The following is a 19,492-nucleotide window of genomic DNA, read 5'->3' on the forward strand; positions in this document are numbered from 1 at the left end:
AACCCCGTCGGAATCCGGCAGGACCATCTGCCAAGGCTAAATACTCCCTAGTGACCGATAGTGAAGCAGTACCGTGAGGGAAAGGTGAAAAGCACCGCGGAAGCGGAGTGAAAAAGAACCTGAAACCGTGTGCTTACAAAAAGTCAGAGCCCTCTATATGGGTGATGGCGTGCCTTTTGTAGAATGAACCGGCGAGTTACGTTCCCGTGCGAGGTTAAGTTGAAAAGACGGAGCCGCAGCGAAAGCGAGTCTGAATAGGGCGCTTTAGTACGTGGACGTAGACCCGAAACCGTGTGATCTACCCCTGTCCAGGGTGAAGGTGAGGTAACACTCACTGGAGGCCCGAACCCACGAATGTTGAAAAATTCGGGGATGAGGTGGGGGTAGCGGAGAAATTCCAATCGAACTCGGAGATAGCTGGTTCTCCCCGAAATAGCTTTAGGGCTAGCCTCGGATGTTGAGTTGTGGAGGTAAAGCACTGATTGGGTGCGGGGCCCGCCAAGGGTTACCAAGTCCAGTCAAACTCTGAATGCCACAAACTTAAATCCGGGAGTCAGACAGTGAGTGCTAAGATCCATTGTCAAAAGGGAAACAGCCCAGACCATCAGCTAAGGTCCCCAAGTGTGTGTTAAGTGGGAAAGGATGTGGAGTTGCACAGACAACCAGGATGTTGGCTTAGAAGCAGCCACCATTGAAAGAGTGCGTAATAGCTCACTGGTCGAGTGACTCTGCGCCGAAAATGTAACGGGGCTAAACACGCCACCGAAGCTATGGCTTGCACGTATGTGCATGGGTAGGGGAGCGTTGTATGTACGTTGAATTCTGACCGTAAGGACAGGTGGAGCGCATACAAGTGAGAATGCCGGTATAAGTAACGAAAAGATCAGTGAGAATCTGATCCGCCGAAAACCTAAGGGTTCCTGAGGAAGGCTCGTCCGCTCAGGGTAAGTCGGGACCTAAGGCGAGGCCGAAAGGCGTAGTCGATGGACAACAGGTGGAAATTCCTGTACCACCGTAGCCGTTATGAGCAATGGAGTGACGCAGAAGGATAGTGACGCGAGCTGATGGATGCTCGTCCAAGCAGTGAGGCTGATGTGTAGGCAAATCCGCACATCGTAAGGCTGGGCTGTGATGGGGAGGGAAATTTAAGTACCGAAGGTCATGAGTTCACACTGCCAAGAAAAGCTTCTAGCCAGGCGAAGGTGCCCGTACCGCAAACCGACACAGGTGGGTGAGAAGAGAATTCTAAGGCGCGCGGAAGAACTCTCGTTAAGGAACTCGGCAAAATGACCCCGTAACTTCGGGAGAAGGGGTGCCTCGGTAGGGTGAATAGCCCGAGGGGGCCGCAGTGAAAAGGCCCAAGCGACTGTTTAGCAAAAACACAGGTCTGTGCGAAGCCGCAAGGCGAAGTATACGGGCTGACGCCTGCCCGGTGCTGGAAGGTTAAGAGGAGTGGTTAGGGGCAACCCGAAGCTATGAATTGAAGCCCCAGTAAACGGCGGCCGTAACTATAACGGTCCTAAGGTAGCGAAATTCCTTGTCAGGTAAATTCTGACCCGCACGAATGGCGTAACGACTTGGGCGCTGTCTCAACGAGAGATCCGGTGAAATTTTAATACCTGTGAAGATGCAGGTTACCCGCGACAAGACGGAAAGACCCCATGGAGCTTTACTGCAGCTTGATATTGGACTTTGGTACGATCTGTACAGGATAGGTGGGAGCCTTTGAAGCCTGAGCGCCAGCTTGGGTGGAGGCGCCGTTGGGATACCACCCTGATCGTATCGGAGTTCTAACCTAGTACCGTGATCCGGTATGGGGACAGTGTCAGGTGGGCAGTTTGACTGGGGCGGTCGCCTCCTAAAATGTAACGGAGGCGTTTAAAGGTTCCCTCAGAATGGTTGGAAATCATTCGCAGAGTGCAAAGGCATAAGGGAGCTTGACTGCGAGACCTACAAGTCGAGCAGGGACGAAAGTCGGACTTAGTGATCCGGTGGTACCGAATGGAAGGGCCATCGCTCAACGGATAAAAGCTACCCTGGGGATAACAGGCTTATCTCCCCCAAGAGTCCACATCGACGGGGAGGTTTGGCACCTCGATGTCGGCTCATCGCATCCTGGGGCTGAAGTAGGTCCCAAGGGTTGGGCTGTTCGCCCATTAAAGCGGTACGCGAGCTGGGTTCAGAACGTCGTGAGACAGTTCGGTCCCTATCTGTCGCGGGCGTAGGAAATTTGAGAGGAGCTGTCCTTAGTACGAGAGGACCGGGATGGACGTACCGCTGGTGTACCAGTTGTCTCGCCAGAGGCATCGCTGGGTAGCTATGTACGGAGGGGATAAGCGCTGAAAGCATCTAAGCGCGAAGCCCCCCTCAAGATGAGATTTCCCAGTATGTAAGACCCCTTGTAGACGACGAGGTTGATAGGTTCGAGGTGGAAGTGCGGCAACGTATGCAGCTGACGAATACTAATCGGTCGAGGGCTTAACCAAAATTCCTGAGTATAGTACTTTACGTTGAAGTTTCGTATCTAGTTTTCAAGGAATAAATCCTTGAAAGATTCATCGTTTCTATTCCCTGATAGCTCAGTTGGTAGAGCACTCGACTGTTAATCGAGTTGTCACAGGTTCGAGTCCTGTTCGGGGAGCCATATGGAGAGGTGTCCGAGCTGGCCGAAGGAGCACGATTGGAAATCGTGTAGGCGTCACAAGCGTCTCGAGGGTTCGAATCCCTCTCTCTCCGCCACAATCTTTCTAGTAAGGCCCGTTGGTCAAGTGGTTAAGACACCTCCCTTTCACGGAGGTAACAGGGGTTCGAGTCCCCTACGGGTCACCATTTTTACTTCCCATGGAGGCTTAGCTCAGCTGGGAGAGCATCTGCCTTACAAGCAGAGGGTCGGCGGTTCGATCCCGTCAGCCTCCATCACTTTTCCTTATGAAAGACTTGATTTAATAGGAAACGTGACTTATACTTAATGACGCGGGGTGGAGCAGCCCGGTAGCTCGTCGGGCTCATAACCCGAAGGCCGCAGGTTCAAATCCTGCCCCCGCAACCAAATAATACATGTGGAGCTGTGGTGTAGTGGCCTAACATGCCTGCCTGTCACGCAGGAGACCGCGGGTTCGAATCCCGTCAGCTCCGCCATTATTATTACACAATCTAGTTAGGCTTTGTAGCTCAGTCGGTAGAGCAGAGGACTGAAAATCCTCGTGTCGGCGGTTCGATTCCGTCCAAAGCCACCATTTAAAAACTTAATAAGCCGTTGTAGCTCAACTGGTAGAGCAACTGACTTGTAATCAGTAGGTTGGGGGTTCAAGTCCTCTCGACGGCACCATTGCTTTGTGGAGGCTTAGTGAAGTGGCTAAACACGGCAGACTGTAAATCTGCTCTCTTCGAGTTCGGTGGTTCGAATCCATCAGCCTCCATTTTCCTTTTTGTAGGGGCATAGTTTAAGGGTAGAACAAAGGTCTCCAAAACCTTTGGTGTGGGTTCAATTCCTGCTGCCCCTGCCAAAAATGCAAGAAACTTAATATTGTGGCGGTCGTGGCGAAGGGGTTAACGCACCGGTTTGTGGATCCGGCATTCGCGGGTTCAAGTCCCGTCGTCCGCCCATTATTACCTAAGCAACATAATGGGGATTAGCCAAGCGGTAAGGCAACGGACTTTGACTCCGTCATGCCAAGGTTCAAATCCTTGATCCCCAGTTTTATATGCGGAAGTGGCTCAGCGGTAGAGCATCGCCTTGCCAAGGCGAGGGTCGCGGGTTCGATCCCCGTCTTCCGCTCCATTATTACTAAGGCGCCATAGCCAAGTGGTAAGGCAGAGCTCTGCAAAAGCTTTACCCCCAGTTCGAATCTGGGTGGCGCCTCCACAAAATTTATAAGCCGGAGTGGCGGAATCGGCAGACGCACAGGACTTAAAATCCTGCGGTAGGTGACTACCGTACCAGTTCAAGTCTGGTCTTCGGCACCATTGTTTTTACAAGTTTATGCCGGCATGGCGGAATGGCAGACGCGCTCGACTCAAAATCGAGTCCGAAAGGGTGGAGGTTCGAGTCCTCTTGCCGGTATAACGAACAAAGAAAGCCTATGAAATCTTATGATTTCATAGGCTTTTTTTCTGTTCACTTTTAGAACGGAAGATTGTAATTTACTTCGTACACATTGTATCTAAAATGCTATGTATATGTGTTTTACAGATAGTAAAATAGAAAGGGAATGCTTACAATGGAAGTTCATTCCCAAAAATGACTAATGAGGCGGAGACTCTTTGAATATTGTGAATTCGGTAAGATTTAAGATTTTTATTGGGTTTGTGCTGGTGGTTGCTCCCTTGGTCCTATTTCTCATATTTAATAATGTGTATTCCATGAATGTAGTGAGGGATCAAATTTCTCAAAACTATAATAAGCTTCTGCAGCAGTACGTGGAGGACACGGATAATACGCTCAAAGAGTTCGATAATTATTTATTTCATCTCTATAGTGATCCTGATGTGATTAATATGAACTTGTACCCTTTGGAATCGGATGATTATGTCCTTGCCAAGCAGCGCTTGTTCAATAAGTTAACCCGACAGCTGGATATATACAATTTGGTCAACACGTTTTTCGTCTTTTCGAATACGACGGGGGATCTTCTAGTATCGACAAGGGAAAATACGTATTACTATGATCGTGTTCAGACCGTGAAACAATTCATTGTGGAAAATTCGAAGACACGTCCTAATGACAGCTCGAATGGCAACTGGCTTATTATGAAGGCAGCGAACGGTGATCACTATTTGATGAAGATTAATAAGGATTTGGGCGCAGGGCTGTCAGGCGGCATTCTCATTAAAATGAGCAGTATGGTTGAGCCTCTCAGCAAGTGGGACACAGGAGAAGGTGGAGGCACCATTGTGGTATCTCCAGATGGCACTACGTTAACAAACTCTTATTTTCCATTACAAAGGTATAAGAACATAAGTGATCAAATCGCGCCGAAGACCTCAGGTTTTCAAATTGTCAAAGACAAGGAGCTTGATCTGCAGTTTTTGATTGTGCGGGAAGCCTCCTCACATGCAGATTTGGAATATGAGCTCATTATTGCCGAGAAAAATATGCTGCAGAATTTACCGTATTTGCAGTTATTGATTTACTTTTTACCATTGGGCGGAGCGTTCGTGCTTGGAGTTTATTTGTTGTATGTGCAGCGCATCTTATTCAAGCCATTGATGCAATTAATTCGTGGAATGAGGAAGATTGCCCAAGGGGAATTGTCAATCAGGTTGCATGAAGGCAGCTCGACGGAGTTTGCTTTTCTGATAGCTACTTTTAATAACATGGTGGATCAGATTGAGAATTTGAAGATTTCGGTCTATGAGGAGAAGATACGCGTACAGCAGGCTGAATTTAAGCATTTGCAGGTGCAAATTAATCCTCACTTCTATATGAACAGTTTAAATATCATCTATAACCTCGCGGCGTTAAAAGATACGAAATCCGTTCAAAAGATGTCTCTACATCTGGCCGATTATTTCCGCTTTATTATGCGTACGAATCGGACAACGATGACACTGAAGGATGAGATCGATCATATTCGCAATTATTTGGAAATTCAAGTCATGAGATATCCGGACAATTTGACGTTTGACATCCAATTACCAGAGACATATAGCCAATACGCTATTCCTCCGCTCATTGTACAGCCATTTGTAGAAAATGCAGTGATCCATGGGTTTACGAAGCAGTACGGTACGTTCGTCATTCAAGTGAAAGCGGAGCAAGATCCAGAAGCACCTGAGGAGTTCTTCCTCTTGTCGATAAGTGACAACGGGGATGGCTTTCAACCGGAAATGCTGCAGCAATTAAATTCAGCTCAGTATTTGGATCAATCAGGCGATGAGCATCTTGGGATATGGAATGTACGGCATCGGTTGCAGATGAATTATGGGAACAAAGTTGCGCTAAGATTTCTGAATAAGCCGGAGAGAGGGGCCTTGGTTCAAATTAGGCTGCCGCTTCACACCCCCATTGTGGAAGGGACGGAGAAGGATGTTTAACTTATTAGTTGTTGACGACGAGAAGATCGCGGTAAAAGGAATAACAGTGGGGATCGATTGGGAGTCGTTTCCGATAGGTCAGATTTTTGAAGCACTTGATGTGAATGAAGCGAAGCAGGTGCTATCTCAGAATCGAATTGACATTATGATTTCGGACATCGAGATGCCGGGTAGCAATGGCTTGCAGCTGCAGGAGTGGGTACGAACGAATTCACCGCATACGGAGACGATTTTCTTGACGGGTCATGCGAATTTTGAATATGCGCAGCAGGCTGTTCGTTTAGGAAGCTTTGATTACGTACTAAAGCCAGTAGATCACGATCGACTGCAAGACATTGTGAAGCTCGCCATTGAGAAGATTAAAGAAGATCAGGAGCAAATTGATTTTCATGAAACGTATAAGATGTATTACAGTCACTGGGTCAATGAGCTGCCGACATTGGTTGAGAAGTTTTGGCAGGAGCTATTAAGTGGGAAAATACCTGCTAATGAAGAGCGATTGACTCGCAATTTCCAGATGTATGAAATCCCACTGGACATGACAAGCAGGATCCTACCCATTCTGATAAGTGTGGAGCACTGGAAGGAAGAGCTGAATGCAAGAGATGAAGAGATTATGGAGTATGCGATTCGGAAAGCTGCTGCTGAAATTATTGTTGTGGAACAGGCTGGCTGTGTAATTCAAGAGAATGGTTCATCTTTAGTTCTCCTGTATGTGGCTGAGGGAAGCGAACTATCTCTATCTGACATCAAAGCGAAGTGCGAGGCGTATATCAGTGCTTGTCACCGTTATTTCCAGTGCAGCTTGTCCTGCTATGTAGGCGAGGAAACGCCTTTACTTAAGCTAACGGCGAAGGTGGCGGATCTTTTTCAGAATGAGCGGAACAATGTGACGAAAAGTAACTGTGTGCTTTTGGACAATGAAACGGATCAACCGCTTATGAACAAGCCGCAGGCGCCAACCTTTTCCGATTGGATTGTGTTATTAGAGTCTGGAAAGAAGGCAGAGCTGGTAGCTCGCATTCAGGAGAATATTGATCGTCTGCAGAAGACTGATGACGTGGGCTCTGAAACCGTAGAGGCTTTCTATTATGGGTTGTTGCATGTGGTGTATCATGTTTTGCACAAAAAAGGATTAGCTGTACATGATATGCTCCCTCATCAAGAGTTACAGGACTATAGCAGTGCGACGCGATCATTAAATCAACTCAGGAATTGGGCTGTTCGCATCGCTACAGTAAGCTGTGACTATATGAATAGCCACCTGAAAGGCGTCTCAGCAGTTACAGCGAAGGTTTGCCAATACATTGACGAACATATGGAGGAAGAGCTTAGCAGAGAGGAATTGGCGGCTTCTGTGTTTCTCAATCCGGCTTATTTATCGCGTTTATTTAAGAAAGAAACGGGGCTTTCCATCTCGGAGTACAGTCTGAAGGTTCGGATGGAGAAAGCGATGAAGCTGCTTGCGGAAACCAACGATAAGATCAGCTATGTAGCGGAGCAAACGGGCTATTCTCATTTTTCCTTTTTCGCGAAAATGTTCAAGAAGTATTCGGGTCTTTCCCCACAAGAGTATCGGAAAAACTTTCAGGGCTGATGAGGTTCTGAGGTATGGAATCAGAGGTGTTCAAACAACTTAAGATGGCATGGTAAAAAGCTGCCCAGGAATGGGTAGCTTTTTTTGAACTTTCCAGGGATAGATGGTAGGCAAATCAAGGTTTAGACGAATGTCACAGAAGTGCTTATTCGGTCACTACGAAGATAGAGATTTAGTTCTAAACACTTTACAATGAACCTATAAGAGAGAGGATGCAAGCGGATTGAATGGAAAGGGGAGCAAAATAAAAGATGAACGATACTCCAAATACGGCAGCGCAGGCAGCCCCTATACGTACTACCAAACGAACTAGGGTTCAATCGAACTTTCTATGGACGGTTCGCAAATACTGGATCTTTTATGTGATGATGGCACCAGCAGCGCTGCTGCTCATCATTAACAACTACATCCCAATGGCGGGCGTTCTGATTGCTTTTAAAAATGTGAATTACACAAAAGGGATTCTAGGAAGTCCATGGGTAGGATTCGATAATTTCAAGTATCTGTTCTCTAGTGAGGTTGCGTGGGTCATTACTCGAAATACGATCTCGTATAATCTGGTTTTTATCGTATTGAATTTGGTAATCGCAGTTGCAATGGCTATTATGTTTAATGAGATGCGCAGCAAATTTCTATCGAAGTTTCATCAAAGCACGATGTTTCTGCCATTCTTTCTCTCCATGGTGTGTGTAGCTTATCTGGTATACGCTTTCTTGGGCGCCGAGCATGGCTTCGTGAATACAGTACTCCTGCCTAAATTAGGTATAGAGCCGATTGACTGGTATACAGAGCCGAAATATTGGACGGTTATTCTACCGATTGTGAACACATGGAAAAACCTTGGTTACTATACGGTCATCTATATGGCAGCCATTATAGGAATTGATCATGAGTATTATGAAGCGGCATTAATTGATGGAGCGAATAAATGGCAGCAAGTCAAACGCATCACGATTCCGCTGATTATGCCGGTCATGATTACGATGACACTGCTTCAAGTAGGGAGAATTTTCTATGCGGACTTCGGTCTATTCTTCCAAGTAACCAAAAATGCAGGCGCTTTATTTCCGACGACACAAGTTATAGATACGTATGTGTATCAAACGTTCCTAACGATGGGGGATATCGGAATGTCATCAGCAGCAGGCTTGTACCAAGCCGTTGTGGGCTTCCTACTTGTTCTGGTTACGAACTTATTTGTAAGAAAAGTTAGCAAAGAGAATGCACTATTTTAAGAAGGAGTGGCTGTCATGAGTGAAGCAATTTCAGTACGTAAACAACGGATAGCCAAGAAACGGGGACCAAATGAATTAACGCCTACAGCGAATTTGTTGGTTAACGTGTTCTTCTGGATTTATACCGCAGCTTGTATTATGCCTCTGGTTTTGGTTATCATCGTATCCTTTTCAGATGAAAAGGGAGTTCTCATACATGGCTACAATTTCATTCCTGAAGCGTGGAGCTTAGAAGCGTATAAGTTCATGTTCAAGGATTGGCATCAAATCCTGCGCTCCTTCGGGATCTCAGTCTTCCTAGCAACGGTAGGAACAGCGATTAGTTTAGTGATGATGTCACTCTATGCGTATCCGATCTCGCGAAGTGACTTTCCACATAGAAGCTTCTTCTCCTTCTTCATGTTTTTCACCATGCTTTTCAATGGTGGGCTCGTTCCATGGTATCTTGTTTATACCCAGATGCTGGACTTGAAAAATACCATCGCAGCACTTATGCTGCCCTTGTTAGTCTCCGCCTTCTTTGTCCTATTGCTTCGGACATTCTTTGCGAATTCGATTCCGATGCCTTTAATCGAAGCAGCGAAGATTGATGGAGCCGGTGAGGTTCGGATTTTCAGTCAAATTATTATTCCTCTCTCATTACCTGTATTGGCTTCAGTTGGTTTGTTCCAGGTGCTGAATTATTGGAATGACTGGTTCCTCAGTCTGGTGTTCATTTCTGGCAGTAAAAACATCAACCTACAGTTCATGATGTACAAAACCATGCTGGATATACAGTTCTTAACCTCGAATGTGCAAGCGAGTCAAGGTTTATCCCAAGCAGGGGGCATGCTACAACTACCAACGGAAACTGTCCGTATGGCGATGGCAGTACTCGGAATAGGGCCGATCGTGTTCGCGTATCCATTCTTCCAGAAGTATTTTAAGAAAGGCCTAACGGTTGGTGCAATAAAAGGATAGTTAAACACGGCTTGTACCAGTATAGACTGGTTTAGCATATAAGAAGAATTGAGATAAAGGGAGGCAATCCATCAATGAAAGCTTTGAAAAAAAGCACTCTTGCACTTCTTACACTAACGTTTTCGTTATCACTCACCTTGGCGGGCTGTTCGAAGAGCACACCAGAGCCTGCAGCGAGTGCTACTGCAGCACCAGCAACAAGTACAGCGCCTGCTGCTACGAAAGCAGCTACAACAGATTTGAAGCCTTATGAAGTGAAACTAGTCTACCCTGGTACACCACAGCCGGATCAAGCTAAAGTAGAAGAAGCTATGAACAAGGTTTTGAAAGAAAAAATCAATGCAACGATCAAATTAATGCCAATCGACTGGGGTCAATGGGATAACAAGACGAACTTAATGATTGCGTCACGTGAAGAGTTCGATATCTTATTTACAGCACAATGGAATGGTCACGCTGTCAATGTAGGTAAAGGCGCGTTGATGCCGCTGAATGATTTGATTGGGCAATATGGAAAGGGTATTACGGATTCCTTGGATCCAGCGTTCTTGCAAGGTGCTAAAATCAACGGTAAAAATTATGGTGTGCCAACGAATAAAGAACTCGCAGCTTCCGGTGGGGTTGTGTATCGCGCTGATATTGCCAAAGAGTTAGGCATTGATATGACGGCTGTGAAGACGATGGCAGATCTGGCTAATGTACTGAAAACAGTCAAAGAGAAAAAGCCAGAAATGACAGCTTTCTTCCTTCGCGACGGGGATAACCTGAATGCGCACTATTTGGCACAATATGACTATCTAGGTGACAGCACAATTCCAGGTGTTATTATGAAAGATGGCACAGATACAAAAGTGATTCCGAAATGGGATCAACCGCGTTATAAAGAAATTTTGAAATTAACACGTGATTTTATGCAAAAAGGGTATGTCAATAAAGATGCAGCTACAACGCAATTGTCGGGTCAAGATGCTTTGAAATCCGGGAATGTATTCATGATTACATCTTCTTTGAAACCAGGTAAAGATAGTGAACTGGCAAATGCAACGAACTTGGTAGGTAAACTTGGCCAAATCGAGTTGACACCACGTACAATTTCCACCGGCGACACAGCGGGCTCCATGTTGGGTATTTCCGTAACGTCCAAGGATCCAGCTCGTACGATGATGGTGATTAACCTCTTGCACACGGATAAACAATTAAACAATCTCATCAACTTTGGTATCGAAGGTACGCACTACACGAAAGTGTCGGAAAACATTATTAAAGCAACAGATGCAGGCAAAAATTATGCACCAGGTGCTGCATGGCAGTTCGGTAACCAATTCTTGAACTACTTGTACGATAATGAAGATCCACAGAAATGGGATAAATTCAAAGAGTTCAATAAATCAGGCAAAAAATCACCAGGACTAGGCTTTACGTTCGACTCCGAGCCTGTTAAAACCCAAGTGGCTGCAGCAGTTAACGTAGGCAAAGAATTCGATGCAGCGATGGATACCGGTTCTGTGGATATGGATGCTTCCTTGCCGAAATATCAAGATAAAATGAAAGCAGCAGGCATTGATAAAATCATAGCTGAAAAGCAAAAGCAATTGGATGCTTTCTTAGCAGCTTCGAAAAAATAGCATGATCTATGTATAAGGAGCAAGGCTCAATTGAGCCTTGGCTCCTTATATTTGTATAACATGTATGGCTAATTACCAAACAAAAGTCATTAATACGATAACTAACAATACGTACAATACAAGAACAACAGCAGCGGAACTTCCAGTACCACAACCTGCACCAGTACCTACAGCAACACCCATTTATGTCACCCCCCATCTCTAGGAATGCTCTTCCGCAGAAGCGAATGAGAGACAATACTATCCTATGGAGAGATGTCACGATTTGCTTGGGTGTTTCGCCTAAATCTATAGGGACAATCACGACTTTTAGGCAAGTGCCTGTTTTTGTTAAAAGATGGCGAGAAGTTGAACAAGTAACAGTAGCCTTCCATATGGTAGAAAAAGAACGTAATGCCATTGCGGAGGTGTAAGGGCTATCGATTACTTGGATATGTTAGCGAAGCTCGGGATAGGAAACGCACATCCCGGGGGATTTGGAGAGACCATCGAGCAACTGAAGAGATATCCGATCGACAAAGGGAAAAAGGTGCTGGAAGTAGGCTGCGGAACAGGTAGAACAGCCTGTTATTTGGCAGAGCAAGGTTGTGACGTTACTGCCATTGATATACGTCCAGAAATGATTAATAAAGCCAAGATTCGAGCGGAGAAGCAGGGAGCCCAGGTGAATTTCCTGATTGGGGATGTCTGTCAGCTGCCGTTCGAGGCTCAAACTTTCGATGTCGTGATGGTGGAATCTGTCACGAACTTCGCAGACGCTCAGAAAGCTGTATCAGAGTATTATCGGGTATTAAAACCAGAAGGAAAGCTGTATGACCGAGAAGTGATTAAGGTAAAAGATATGACAGCAGGCATTCATAGGGCACTGTGCAGCTTCTATGGGGTGAGTAAGATCTATAAGCTGGAAGAGTGGCAGGAGCTGCTGGAGAGCAATAAATTCGGTGCTGTCACCTCGACAGGCATCCATCCCTTCCCATTGACGATGTTCGAAGATCAGGTTCAGCATCCAGATCCTGTTCATTTATCTGATCGACAATCCTTCATGGATCCCCGCGTATGGCAGATCACAGCTCGGTATGATGAGCTGGTCAGCAAGTATCATCCTTATATGGGTTACACCCTAATGATTGGCTCCAAAGACTAAGGACACAATAAGAAGCAGGATAATGATTCCTTCATGGCGAAGCATATGAGAAAGATTATCATTGGAGGCTGCTTCTTTTGAATATAGACGTTATTACAGAACGAATTTCGAACCGTAAAGCCAAGGAAGTTTACGAGCTGATTACACGTCAAACGACGGTTTCGAAAATAGATTTATTAGACCAAAGCGGTATGACGGTCTCGACGTTAACGCGGCTTTTAGAGGAGTTAACGAGTCAGGGACTCATATTGGAATCTGGCTTTGGTGCATCTACGGGCGGGCGTAGGCCGATTTTATATGAGAAGAATCCGGCCTATGCTTATATATTTGGTGTGGAAATCTCGAGAACGCTGTCCAAGCTGGTACTTGTAGACCTAGGAATGAACAAGCTGGAAACGAAAAGCTGGGCGATGACAGAAGTCATGACTCCTGAAGTACTGCTTCCCCTTATTGCCAACGAAGCTCAGCGTATGTTAGCTCACCATGGCATCCAAATCTCACAGGTGTTGGGTATTGGGATTGGCGCAGTGGGACCAGTAGACCGTTTGTCTGGGGTTATTCTGGAGCCCTCCTATTTCCCAGCGAGTGGCTGGAGGCATGTGGACATATGCAGGTGGCTAAGTGAAGAACTGCAAGTCCCTGCACTGCTGGACAATGGAGCGAATACAGCGATTCTGGCGGAATCCTGGCATCAACGGACACGGAGCTTTAAACATCTCCTGTATATACATGCCGGCGTCGGTTTGCGTTCTTCCATGGTGTCAGAAGGCAAGGTCATCTATGGAGCGGTCGATATGGAAGGCTCTGTGGGGCAAATGATCATTCAAACTGATGGTGTTGCCCATCGTAACCAAGCTGGAAATTATGGCGCATTGGAATCCTACGCCTCTCTCTATGCCATAGAGAAGGCGGCGAAATCAGCCTTAAAGCAAGGGAGATCCACCGTACTTGTACATATGGTTGAGGATCCTGAACAGGTGACTTACCAGCATATTATGGAGGCGCTCAAAAAAAATGATCCCCTGGCCGTGGAGATCGTGACGGAGGCTGCGACCTATTTCGGGATCGGCCTGGCGAATTTATTAAATATTTTGCACCCGGAGAAAGTGATTATCGGGGGGCCTTTGATTACAGGCGGGGAGCTGTTCTTCCAGACAGCAACGCAGGTTGCGATCCGCAGAACGTATTATTACCCCGCCTATCAGGTTATTTTCAGCAAAGGACAGCTTGGTGATGAAGCATTAGCCATTGGAGCTGCCGTGATGGTCATGAATCAACTGGTTAAGCCGTAGCTTCTTTCAGGAAGGCGAGTAGTAGTTCATTGATTTAAGCGAAGCTTCCTTCAGAAAGGAAAGAACTAGTTCATTGAAGGCTTCCGGTTTCTCCATTGGTGTTAAGTGGGAAGCAGAAGGGATGACGTGAAAGCTAGCGCCTTGAATGTGATCAGCCATAGACTTCATAACATCCGGCGGTGCGATTGCATCCTGCTCTCCAGCGATGACAAGTGTCGGGACCGTGATGGTGCTGAGTAAAGGTACGGAGTCTTCACGGAACGCCATCGCAATGCTGGCATGGACAAGGCCTTCGGCTGGCATGCTGTCCATGATCAACTTGAGGTTATCAATAAGCTGAGGCTGCTCCTGAAGTGTGGCTGCTGTCACAAGTTTAGGCAGCATGGCATCTCGAGCTGCCGCGGCTCCCTTGTCATACAGAGAGACAGCCATGTTCATGCGATTTTTCCGCCCTTCTTGGCCATCTGGCTCGGGGCGTGTATTGGCAAGAATCAACGCTGAAAAACGTTCAGGCGCTAGACGCAGTAGAGCAAAAGCGACATAGCCACCCATGGAGAAGCCTCCGAGGGTGGCTTTTTCTATACCTAATTCATCCATAAGAGCGAGAATATCTTGCGCATGCTGTGTAAGAGACATTGGCGTAACTGGCACATCGGATTGACCCATGCCACGGAAATCAGGTGTAAGTACGCGGTAGTGTGTTGATAAAGTCTCCATTTGTGACTGCCACATCCGATGATCCAAGGGAAAGCCGTGAAGGAGGATAACAGGAGCTCCTTGACCTTGATCTTGAACGAACAATTCGGTGCCATTTACGTGTTTTTTCATCGTTTTTCACCCTCCAAGGACAAGTTTTTAAAAAAAATAGCGAAAATGTTATGTCTTCATACTTTCATTATGGTTAACTCATACTTACTTAACATTTCATTGCTATTCTCTGATTATACCTTTAGTACTTCACCAAGAACAGGCAAAATGAAACATTCATATTTACGAAATGGGGTTTATTGAAATGACTAAAAAACCATGGTCCACCCAAGAACTGGACAAATTAATTCGCCTTTCCTCGGAATGCCCGCCAGTTGTCATTGCTAGAGAGCTATCACGTCCTGTTACATCTGTCCGCAAAAAAATGCGTGAAATGGGAGTCAGCTATGTATCGGGTGAGCAATGGAAAAAAAGTCAAATTCAATACCTCATTTCGGACGAAGGCACTTCCTACAAAAACAAACATAAGTTAATGCAAGAATCGAATGAAGATGGATTTGAATCACCTGTTCTAGACGAGTTCTGGACAACCCTTGTGAAAATGGCTCGTGTAGCTAAAAAGAGGGGGAAACGGGTCGATGTTCTATCGTTTATCGATACATACCGCAAGATTCGGATTGGCGGCTAAATTCAACTATATAAACTTTTGAAGGTCAAATCCGTTACGACGCGATTTGACCTTTTTCTTTTTGTGCGGTTTGTTGGTGATTTGTTGGGCTAACGGACGGAGGAGGCGTTATTAGGGTAAAATGAAGGCGTATAGTCCCCTAACGGACATAGGAGCCGCTATTTACCTGAAATCGGTAAATAAGTAGGCTGTTAGTATCCAATAACGCTTCTCATGTCCATTAGAAAATTGAAGGACCCATTCGGGCAGGGATAGCGTCGGTGGTGTCCGTTAGAGTGAAAGATGAATGATGAATGATGAATGATGAATGATGATCAGATAAATTTATCCAATTGTAAGCCAATTTTAAGGTTAATACGTTATGATAGATGTAAAACAATCGTGTACGTATTTTGTGAAGGATGTGGCCGAAGGTGGAGTCAAAAAGAGGCTGGCTGAAGCAGTCGTTTGGAAAGCGTTTAAATGCTATTCATAGCTGGAATGCTTGGATTTTGGTGCTTCTGACGGTGACAGGGATTGTGCTCAGTATTGGTGCGATCCGCGGGGAGCTTGGCGCATTGCGTGTGACGCTGAAGCAGCTCCACATTTATTTGGGTGTCGCCTCTGTGATCCTCATGATTCTGTATGCGCCGATGATCCGCAAGCATTGGCGGCAAATTCGCGCGCGCCGCAACCAACGCGCGAATTTGGTGTTCGTGCTCGCACTCCTGATCGGCTGGGCCGCATCAGGCGTGATCCTGTGGCAGTTCCGGCACATGCCACCGGCCTTGAACAACGCGGCACTCCTCGTGCATGACCTACTCACCTGGGTCGGAGTGCCGTATGCCGTGTACCACGCCATCTCGCGCAGCAGATGGCTCAAGCGCCAACAGCGGCTCGAGCAAGCCGCTGCTAGCTGGCCGCCTGCCGCCGCAAGCGTCGCAGCGGCGGACATAACCCCGGTGGCGACCGAGGACGCCACAGCAGGGCGCACAGCAGCGCAGGCGGTCATCGCCGCGCTGAAGGAATCGCCGATCACACGCGCCTCCTTCCTGCGACTCGTCGCAGGGGTGGTGCTCGTGATCGCGGTCGGCCCCGCCTTTTATCGCTGGATAAAAGGCGCATTCGATACCGGCGGGTCGTCGACCGCCGAATATGTGGCAAGCGACGGCAACCGCATGCTGCCGCCGCCAGAGCCATTGCCCGACTCCGCCGCAGTTGTAGGCGGAGGAGCCAAAGGGAATTTCCGCATCTACACGGTGACGGAAATACCGACGTTCTCCTCGGACACTTGGAAATTCGCGATTTCAGGTCTAGTGGATAAACCCAATGCGTGGAACTGGGAGCAGTTCCTGCAGATGAAACGCACGGTTCAAATCAGTGACTTTCATTGTGTAACCGGTTGGTCGGTATACCAATGTACGTGGGAAGGCATTCCACTAAAACAACTGTTAGCGGCAGCGGGTGTTCAAGCATCAGCTAAATTTGTGAAATTTTATTCAGGCGATAAAGTGTATACGGATGCACTCTCCTTGAGTCAGGCAAACGGAGATGATATCATGGTCGCCGTCTTGATGGACGGTAAGCCGATTCCACAACAATTAGGTGGGCCTGTGCGACTGATTGTGCCTCAGATGTACGCCTATAAATCAGTGAAATGGCTGCAAGGAATCGAGCTGATCGAGAAAGAGCATATGGGGTATTGGGAAGTGCGGGGCTATGATAACGATGCTTGGGTTGGCAAATCAAACGCTTAATACAGGTTCAGGACAGTTGAAGCGGGCACTGACTTTTTGCAAAAAATTTGGTATAGTAAGGGCAAAGAATCCTGTTCGGATAAGGAGCATTTGCCATGCAAATTACATCTATCAATGTGGGGTTACCCCAAACTATAACTTATCAAGGTAAAGAGCTGACCACGGGGATTTATAAGACGCCGGTCAGCTCCTCTTTGTTTGTATCAAAGGTGCAAATTGAAGGGGATGGGCAGGCCGATCTAACGGTTCATGGCGGTGTTGATAAAGCCATCTGCGTGTATCCAGATGAGCACTATACTTATTGGGAAAATGTGAGGGGACATTCATTGGACGCCGCTACCTTCGGTGAAAATCTGACTATTCGCGGTTTGCAAGAGCATGAGGTTTGTATTGGTGATCAATTTGCCATCGACGAGGTTATCGTGCAGGTCTCACAGCCTAGGCAGCCTTGTCATAAGCTAGCAAAGCGCATGAATTGGCCAGAAGCAACGCTGCATGTTCAGGAAACGGGATATACAGGATATTATTTTCGCGTGCTGAAAGTGGGCTTCATTGCACCTGATTCCGAGATGAAACTTATGGCTAGAGATGAAGCGGGTGTGACGGTTGCGTTCGCGAATCAGATCAAATACCACGATAAGTTCAATATCGAAGGGATCAAAAGAGTTCTTACCGTAGATGCACTTTCGGCCAGCTGGAAGCAATCGTTTAGGAAACGATTGGCGGAGCTCGAGGCATGATAACGGGTGTCATACTTGCCGGAGGCTTGAATCGCCGTATGGGTGGGAAGCACAAGGCACTTCTACCTGTGCAAGGTGAGGCTATTCTCCTAAGACAACTGAAAGAAATGTCGCGTGGGTGCGAGCAAATTATCGTGGTGACCAATGACATTGAAACCCTCCAGCCATTGCTGGTTGGGGTTAAGGATATTGACGTACAGTGTGTGAGTGACCACTATCTTCAAAAGGGGCCTTTGAGCGGGATTCATGCTGCCATGAAAGTCGCAAGTGCTGCCCATGTATGGATTGTTGGCTGCGACATGCCCTTTATTTCTATAGATGCAGCTAAGGTTATGACAGAACTGTGCCGCGAGTCTAATCTGGATGCGGTTATCCCCAAGATAGAGGGCCGTCTGCATCCCCTACATGGGATCTATGCAAGAGAAGTTGGGCCTGAGACCGAGCTGCTGCTTGGGCAACAAAGCTATCGATTGATGGGGCTGCTTGAGCATTTGGATTGGCAGTCTGTGGACGGGGATTATTTGCTTCAACGTGGCCTTCGAACGAATTTCGTTACTAATATTAATACCCCTGAGGAATATGAGTCTATGTTAGAAAATCTACCATTATAATTCATTTTTCTAGAGAAAATGCTTGAGAATCTAGGATTTTGTCAGAAAATATGCCATAATGGACAGAGAGAGAAGGTGAACTCCGATGCCAAAGCTGCTATTGGATCGTTTTGGGCGGATGCATGATTACCTGCGCATCTCAGTGACAGATCGTTGTAATTTGCGTTGTGTATATTGTATGCCGGAAGATGGAATGGAATTTGAACCGGATGAGAAGCTGTTAACTTTTGATGAAATAACAGAGATTGTCCGAGTATTAGCTGGACTTGGTGTTCGCAAATTGCGATTAACCGGGGGAGAGCCGCTGGTTCGTAAAAACCTGGAGCAGCTGATTGGCAGGTTATCACAGATTCCCGGTATCGAAGATATAGCATTGACTACGAATGGGATTTACTTTGCATCACGGGCTGAGAAGCTTCGTGCAGCAGGGTTAACTCGTGTAAATATTAGTTTGGATTCCTTGAGGGCAGATCGGTTCTCATTAATCACCCGTGGTGGTGATATTCGTCGTGTGCTTGCCTCCATAGAAGAAGCATATCGTGTAGGGATTACGCCGATTAAGCTGAATGTGGTGCTGATGAAAGGCATTAATGATGACGAGATTGCTGATTTTTTACAAATGACGATTGATCGACCGATTCAGGTTCGGTTTATTGAATATATGCCCATCGGTCATCAAGACGAGGATTGGAAAAAGCGGTATTTATCTCTTACAACGGTTCTCGATCGCTGCAAGGAAATGGGTTGGGAAGCAACAGCCTCTGACGCGGTTTATGGCAACGGTCCTGCACAGAATTATCGCATTGAAGGTGCTTTAGGCTCATTCGGCCTCATCCATCCGATTAGCGATCACTTCTGTGAAACTTGCAACAGGCTGCGGCTGACTGCGGATGGCAATATCAAGCCTTGCTTATACTGGTCGGATGAATTCAATGTACGGAAATATATTGGGGATGATGCTGCGGTGGAAGACTTATTCTTCCGAGCGCTGGATATTAAACCACAAAATCACGAGATGGCACAGGCCTTGATGAATGAAGAGCAGTCACATACACCAACTATTCGTCGAATGTCACAAATCGGCGGCTAGCTAACGGGCATAGGGAGGCATGGGAAGCAA

The 19,492-nt window shown here is 46.7% G+C and carries 14 protein-coding genes, 16 tRNA genes and 1 rRNA gene (1 of these 31 cut by a window edge); 30 read left to right on the forward strand and 1 reads right to left on the reverse strand.

What is annotated here, in order from left to right; genetic code table 11:
- The 25 genes from ACSQ8P_RS07380 to ACSQ8P_RS07500 all read left to right on the forward strand — a co-directional run.
- Positions 1–2,486, forward strand: a 23S ribosomal RNA gene (locus ACSQ8P_RS07380); it begins 429 nt to the left of the window's first position.
- Positions 2,487–2,568: 82 nt separating this feature from the next.
- Positions 2,569–2,644 (forward strand) — tRNA-Asn (locus tag ACSQ8P_RS07385).
- 3 nt (positions 2,645–2,647) lie between these two features.
- Positions 2,648–2,739 (forward strand) — tRNA-Ser (locus ACSQ8P_RS07390).
- 15 nt (positions 2,740–2,754) lie between these two features.
- A tRNA-Glu gene (locus ACSQ8P_RS07395) sits at positions 2,755–2,829 on the forward strand.
- 14 nt (positions 2,830–2,843) lie between these two features.
- Positions 2,844–2,916: transfer RNA gene (locus ACSQ8P_RS07400), tRNA-Val, on the forward strand.
- A 56-nt stretch (positions 2,917–2,972) separates the two neighbouring features.
- Positions 2,973–3,049: transfer RNA gene (locus ACSQ8P_RS07405), tRNA-Met, on the forward strand.
- 12 nt (positions 3,050–3,061) lie between these two features.
- Positions 3,062–3,138: transfer RNA gene (locus ACSQ8P_RS07410), tRNA-Asp, on the forward strand.
- A gap of 22 nt (positions 3,139–3,160) precedes the next feature.
- Positions 3,161–3,236: transfer RNA gene (locus tag ACSQ8P_RS07415), tRNA-Phe, on the forward strand.
- 16 nt (positions 3,237–3,252) lie between these two features.
- Positions 3,253–3,328 (forward strand) — tRNA-Thr (locus ACSQ8P_RS07420).
- A 9-nt stretch (positions 3,329–3,337) separates the two neighbouring features.
- Positions 3,338–3,419 (forward strand) — tRNA-Tyr (locus ACSQ8P_RS07425).
- 13 nt (positions 3,420–3,432) lie between these two features.
- Positions 3,433–3,506, forward strand: a tRNA-Trp gene (locus ACSQ8P_RS07430).
- Between the two features lie 25 nt (positions 3,507–3,531).
- Positions 3,532–3,604, forward strand: a tRNA-His gene (locus ACSQ8P_RS07435).
- A gap of 22 nt (positions 3,605–3,626) precedes the next feature.
- A tRNA-Gln gene (locus ACSQ8P_RS07440) sits at positions 3,627–3,698 on the forward strand.
- 8 nt (positions 3,699–3,706) lie between these two features.
- A tRNA-Gly gene (locus ACSQ8P_RS07445) sits at positions 3,707–3,781 on the forward strand.
- 10 nt (positions 3,782–3,791) lie between these two features.
- Positions 3,792–3,865, forward strand: a tRNA-Cys gene (locus ACSQ8P_RS07450).
- A gap of 12 nt (positions 3,866–3,877) precedes the next feature.
- Positions 3,878–3,966 (forward strand) — tRNA-Leu (locus tag ACSQ8P_RS07455).
- 18 nt (positions 3,967–3,984) lie between these two features.
- Positions 3,985–4,063, forward strand: a tRNA-Leu gene (locus ACSQ8P_RS07460).
- Positions 4,064–4,272: 209 nt separating this feature from the next.
- Complete coding sequence (locus ACSQ8P_RS07465; protein ID WP_436239474.1) at positions 4,273–6,036, forward strand: cache domain-containing sensor histidine kinase; 1,764 nt, start codon at positions 4,273–4,275, stop codon at positions 6,034–6,036.
- Positions 6,029–7,633 carry a response regulator transcription factor gene (locus ACSQ8P_RS07470; RefSeq protein WP_436234602.1) on the forward strand — a complete coding sequence of 535 codons (1,605 nt, stop codon included), beginning with the start codon at positions 6,029–6,031 and terminating at the stop codon, positions 7,631–7,633. Before ACSQ8P_RS07465 ends, ACSQ8P_RS07470 begins: the two co-directional genes overlap by 8 nt.
- A 251-nt stretch (positions 7,634–7,884) precedes the next feature.
- Positions 7,885–8,868, forward strand: coding sequence for an ABC transporter permease (locus ACSQ8P_RS07475; RefSeq protein WP_173120301.1), 984 nt, complete (start codon positions 7,885–7,887; stop codon positions 8,866–8,868).
- A 15-nt stretch (positions 8,869–8,883) separates the two neighbouring features.
- Entirely contained in the window at positions 8,884–9,828 is a 945-nt protein-coding gene (locus tag ACSQ8P_RS07480) for a carbohydrate ABC transporter permease (RefSeq protein WP_436234603.1), read from the forward strand.
- A gap of 74 nt (positions 9,829–9,902) precedes the next feature.
- Positions 9,903–11,453: an ABC transporter substrate-binding protein gene (locus ACSQ8P_RS07485; RefSeq protein WP_436234604.1), complete on the forward strand. Its 1,551-nt coding sequence runs from the start codon at positions 9,903–9,905 to the stop codon at positions 11,451–11,453.
- Positions 11,454–11,680: 227 nt separating this feature from the next.
- The gene (locus tag ACSQ8P_RS07490; protein WP_436234605.1) at positions 11,681–11,866 is read left to right on the forward strand and encodes a hypothetical protein; all 186 of its coding nucleotides are present in this window, start codon (positions 11,681–11,683) and stop codon (positions 11,864–11,866) included.
- A 20-nt stretch (positions 11,867–11,886) separates the two neighbouring features.
- Positions 11,887–12,597 carry a class I SAM-dependent methyltransferase gene (locus tag ACSQ8P_RS07495; RefSeq protein WP_436234606.1) on the forward strand — a complete coding sequence of 237 codons (711 nt, stop codon included), beginning with the start codon at positions 11,887–11,889 and terminating at the stop codon, positions 12,595–12,597.
- Between the two features lie 77 nt (positions 12,598–12,674).
- On the forward strand, positions 12,675–13,889 hold the full coding sequence (locus ACSQ8P_RS07500; protein WP_436234607.1) for an ROK family protein: 1,215 nt from the start codon (positions 12,675–12,677) through the stop codon (positions 13,887–13,889).
- Between the two features lie 6 nt (positions 13,890–13,895).
- Here ACSQ8P_RS07500 and ACSQ8P_RS07505 read toward each other — a convergent pair whose 3' ends face one another.
- Complete coding sequence (locus tag ACSQ8P_RS07505) at positions 13,896–14,717, reverse strand: alpha/beta fold hydrolase (RefSeq protein WP_436234608.1); 822 nt, start codon at positions 14,715–14,717, stop codon at positions 13,896–13,898.
- Positions 14,718–14,901: 184 nt separating this feature from the next.
- On the opposite strand from ACSQ8P_RS07505, the gene ACSQ8P_RS07510 reads away from it, so the two are divergent.
- The 5 genes from ACSQ8P_RS07510 (at position 14,902) to moaA (ending at position 19,462) form a co-directional block, all read left to right on the forward strand.
- Positions 14,902–15,285, forward strand: a complete 384-nt coding sequence (locus ACSQ8P_RS07510; RefSeq protein WP_436234609.1) for a hypothetical protein — start codon at positions 14,902–14,904, stop codon at positions 15,283–15,285.
- Positions 15,286–15,686: 401 nt separating this feature from the next.
- On the forward strand, positions 15,687–17,021 hold the full coding sequence (locus ACSQ8P_RS07515) for a molybdopterin-dependent oxidoreductase (RefSeq protein WP_436234610.1): 1,335 nt from the start codon (positions 15,687–15,689) through the stop codon (positions 17,019–17,021).
- Positions 17,022–17,116: 95 nt separating this feature from the next.
- A complete protein-coding gene (locus ACSQ8P_RS07520; protein WP_436234611.1) occupies positions 17,117–17,761 on the forward strand; it encodes an MOSC domain-containing protein in 645 nt (214 codons plus the stop codon).
- Entirely contained in the window at positions 17,758–18,372 is a 615-nt protein-coding gene (mobA, locus tag ACSQ8P_RS07525; protein WP_436234612.1) for a molybdenum cofactor guanylyltransferase, read from the forward strand. The genes ACSQ8P_RS07520 and mobA overlap by 4 nt, the downstream gene beginning before the upstream one ends.
- Before the next feature lie 85 nt (positions 18,373–18,457).
- A complete protein-coding gene (moaA, locus tag ACSQ8P_RS07530; protein ID WP_436234613.1) occupies positions 18,458–19,462 on the forward strand; it encodes a GTP 3',8-cyclase MoaA in 1,005 nt (334 codons plus the stop codon).
- The last annotated feature ends 30 nt before the right edge of the window (positions 19,463–19,492 follow it).

Source organism: Paenibacillus sp. LjRoot153 (assembly GCF_964253085.1).
GTDB lineage: Bacteria > Bacillota > Bacilli > Paenibacillales > NBRC-103111 > Paenibacillus_E.

Bases quoted from the DNA above. Each gene is read 5' to 3' on its own strand.
- ACSQ8P_RS07505 (WP_436234608.1), bottom strand. From the start codon at position 14,717: ATGAAAAAACACGTAAATGGCACCGAATTGTTCGTTCAAGATCAAGGT.
- ACSQ8P_RS07515 (WP_436234610.1), top strand. From the start codon at position 15,687: ATGTGGCCGAAGGTGGAGTCAAAAAGAGGCTGGCTGAAGCAGTCGTTT.
- ACSQ8P_RS07495 (WP_436234606.1), top strand. From the start codon at position 11,887: ATGTTAGCGAAGCTCGGGATAGGAAACGCACATCCCGGGGGATTTGGA.
- ACSQ8P_RS07485 (WP_436234604.1), top strand. From the start codon at position 9,903: ATGAAAGCTTTGAAAAAAAGCACTCTTGCACTTCTTACACTAACGTTT.
- ACSQ8P_RS07480 (WP_436234603.1), top strand. From the start codon at position 8,884: ATGAGTGAAGCAATTTCAGTACGTAAACAACGGATAGCCAAGAAACGG.
- ACSQ8P_RS07490 (WP_436234605.1), top strand. From the start codon at position 11,681: ATGAGAGACAATACTATCCTATGGAGAGATGTCACGATTTGCTTGGGT.
- ACSQ8P_RS07510 (WP_436234609.1), top strand. From the start codon at position 14,902: ATGACTAAAAAACCATGGTCCACCCAAGAACTGGACAAATTAATTCGC.
- ACSQ8P_RS07470 (WP_436234602.1), top strand. From the start codon at position 6,029: ATGTTTAACTTATTAGTTGTTGACGACGAGAAGATCGCGGTAAAAGGA.
- ACSQ8P_RS07520 (WP_436234611.1), top strand. From the start codon at position 17,117: ATGCAAATTACATCTATCAATGTGGGGTTACCCCAAACTATAACTTAT.
- mobA (WP_436234612.1), top strand. From the start codon at position 17,758: ATGATAACGGGTGTCATACTTGCCGGAGGCTTGAATCGCCGTATGGGT.
- moaA (WP_436234613.1), top strand. From the start codon at position 18,458: ATGCCAAAGCTGCTATTGGATCGTTTTGGGCGGATGCATGATTACCTG.
- ACSQ8P_RS07475 (WP_173120301.1), top strand. From the start codon at position 7,885: ATGAACGATACTCCAAATACGGCAGCGCAGGCAGCCCCTATACGTACT.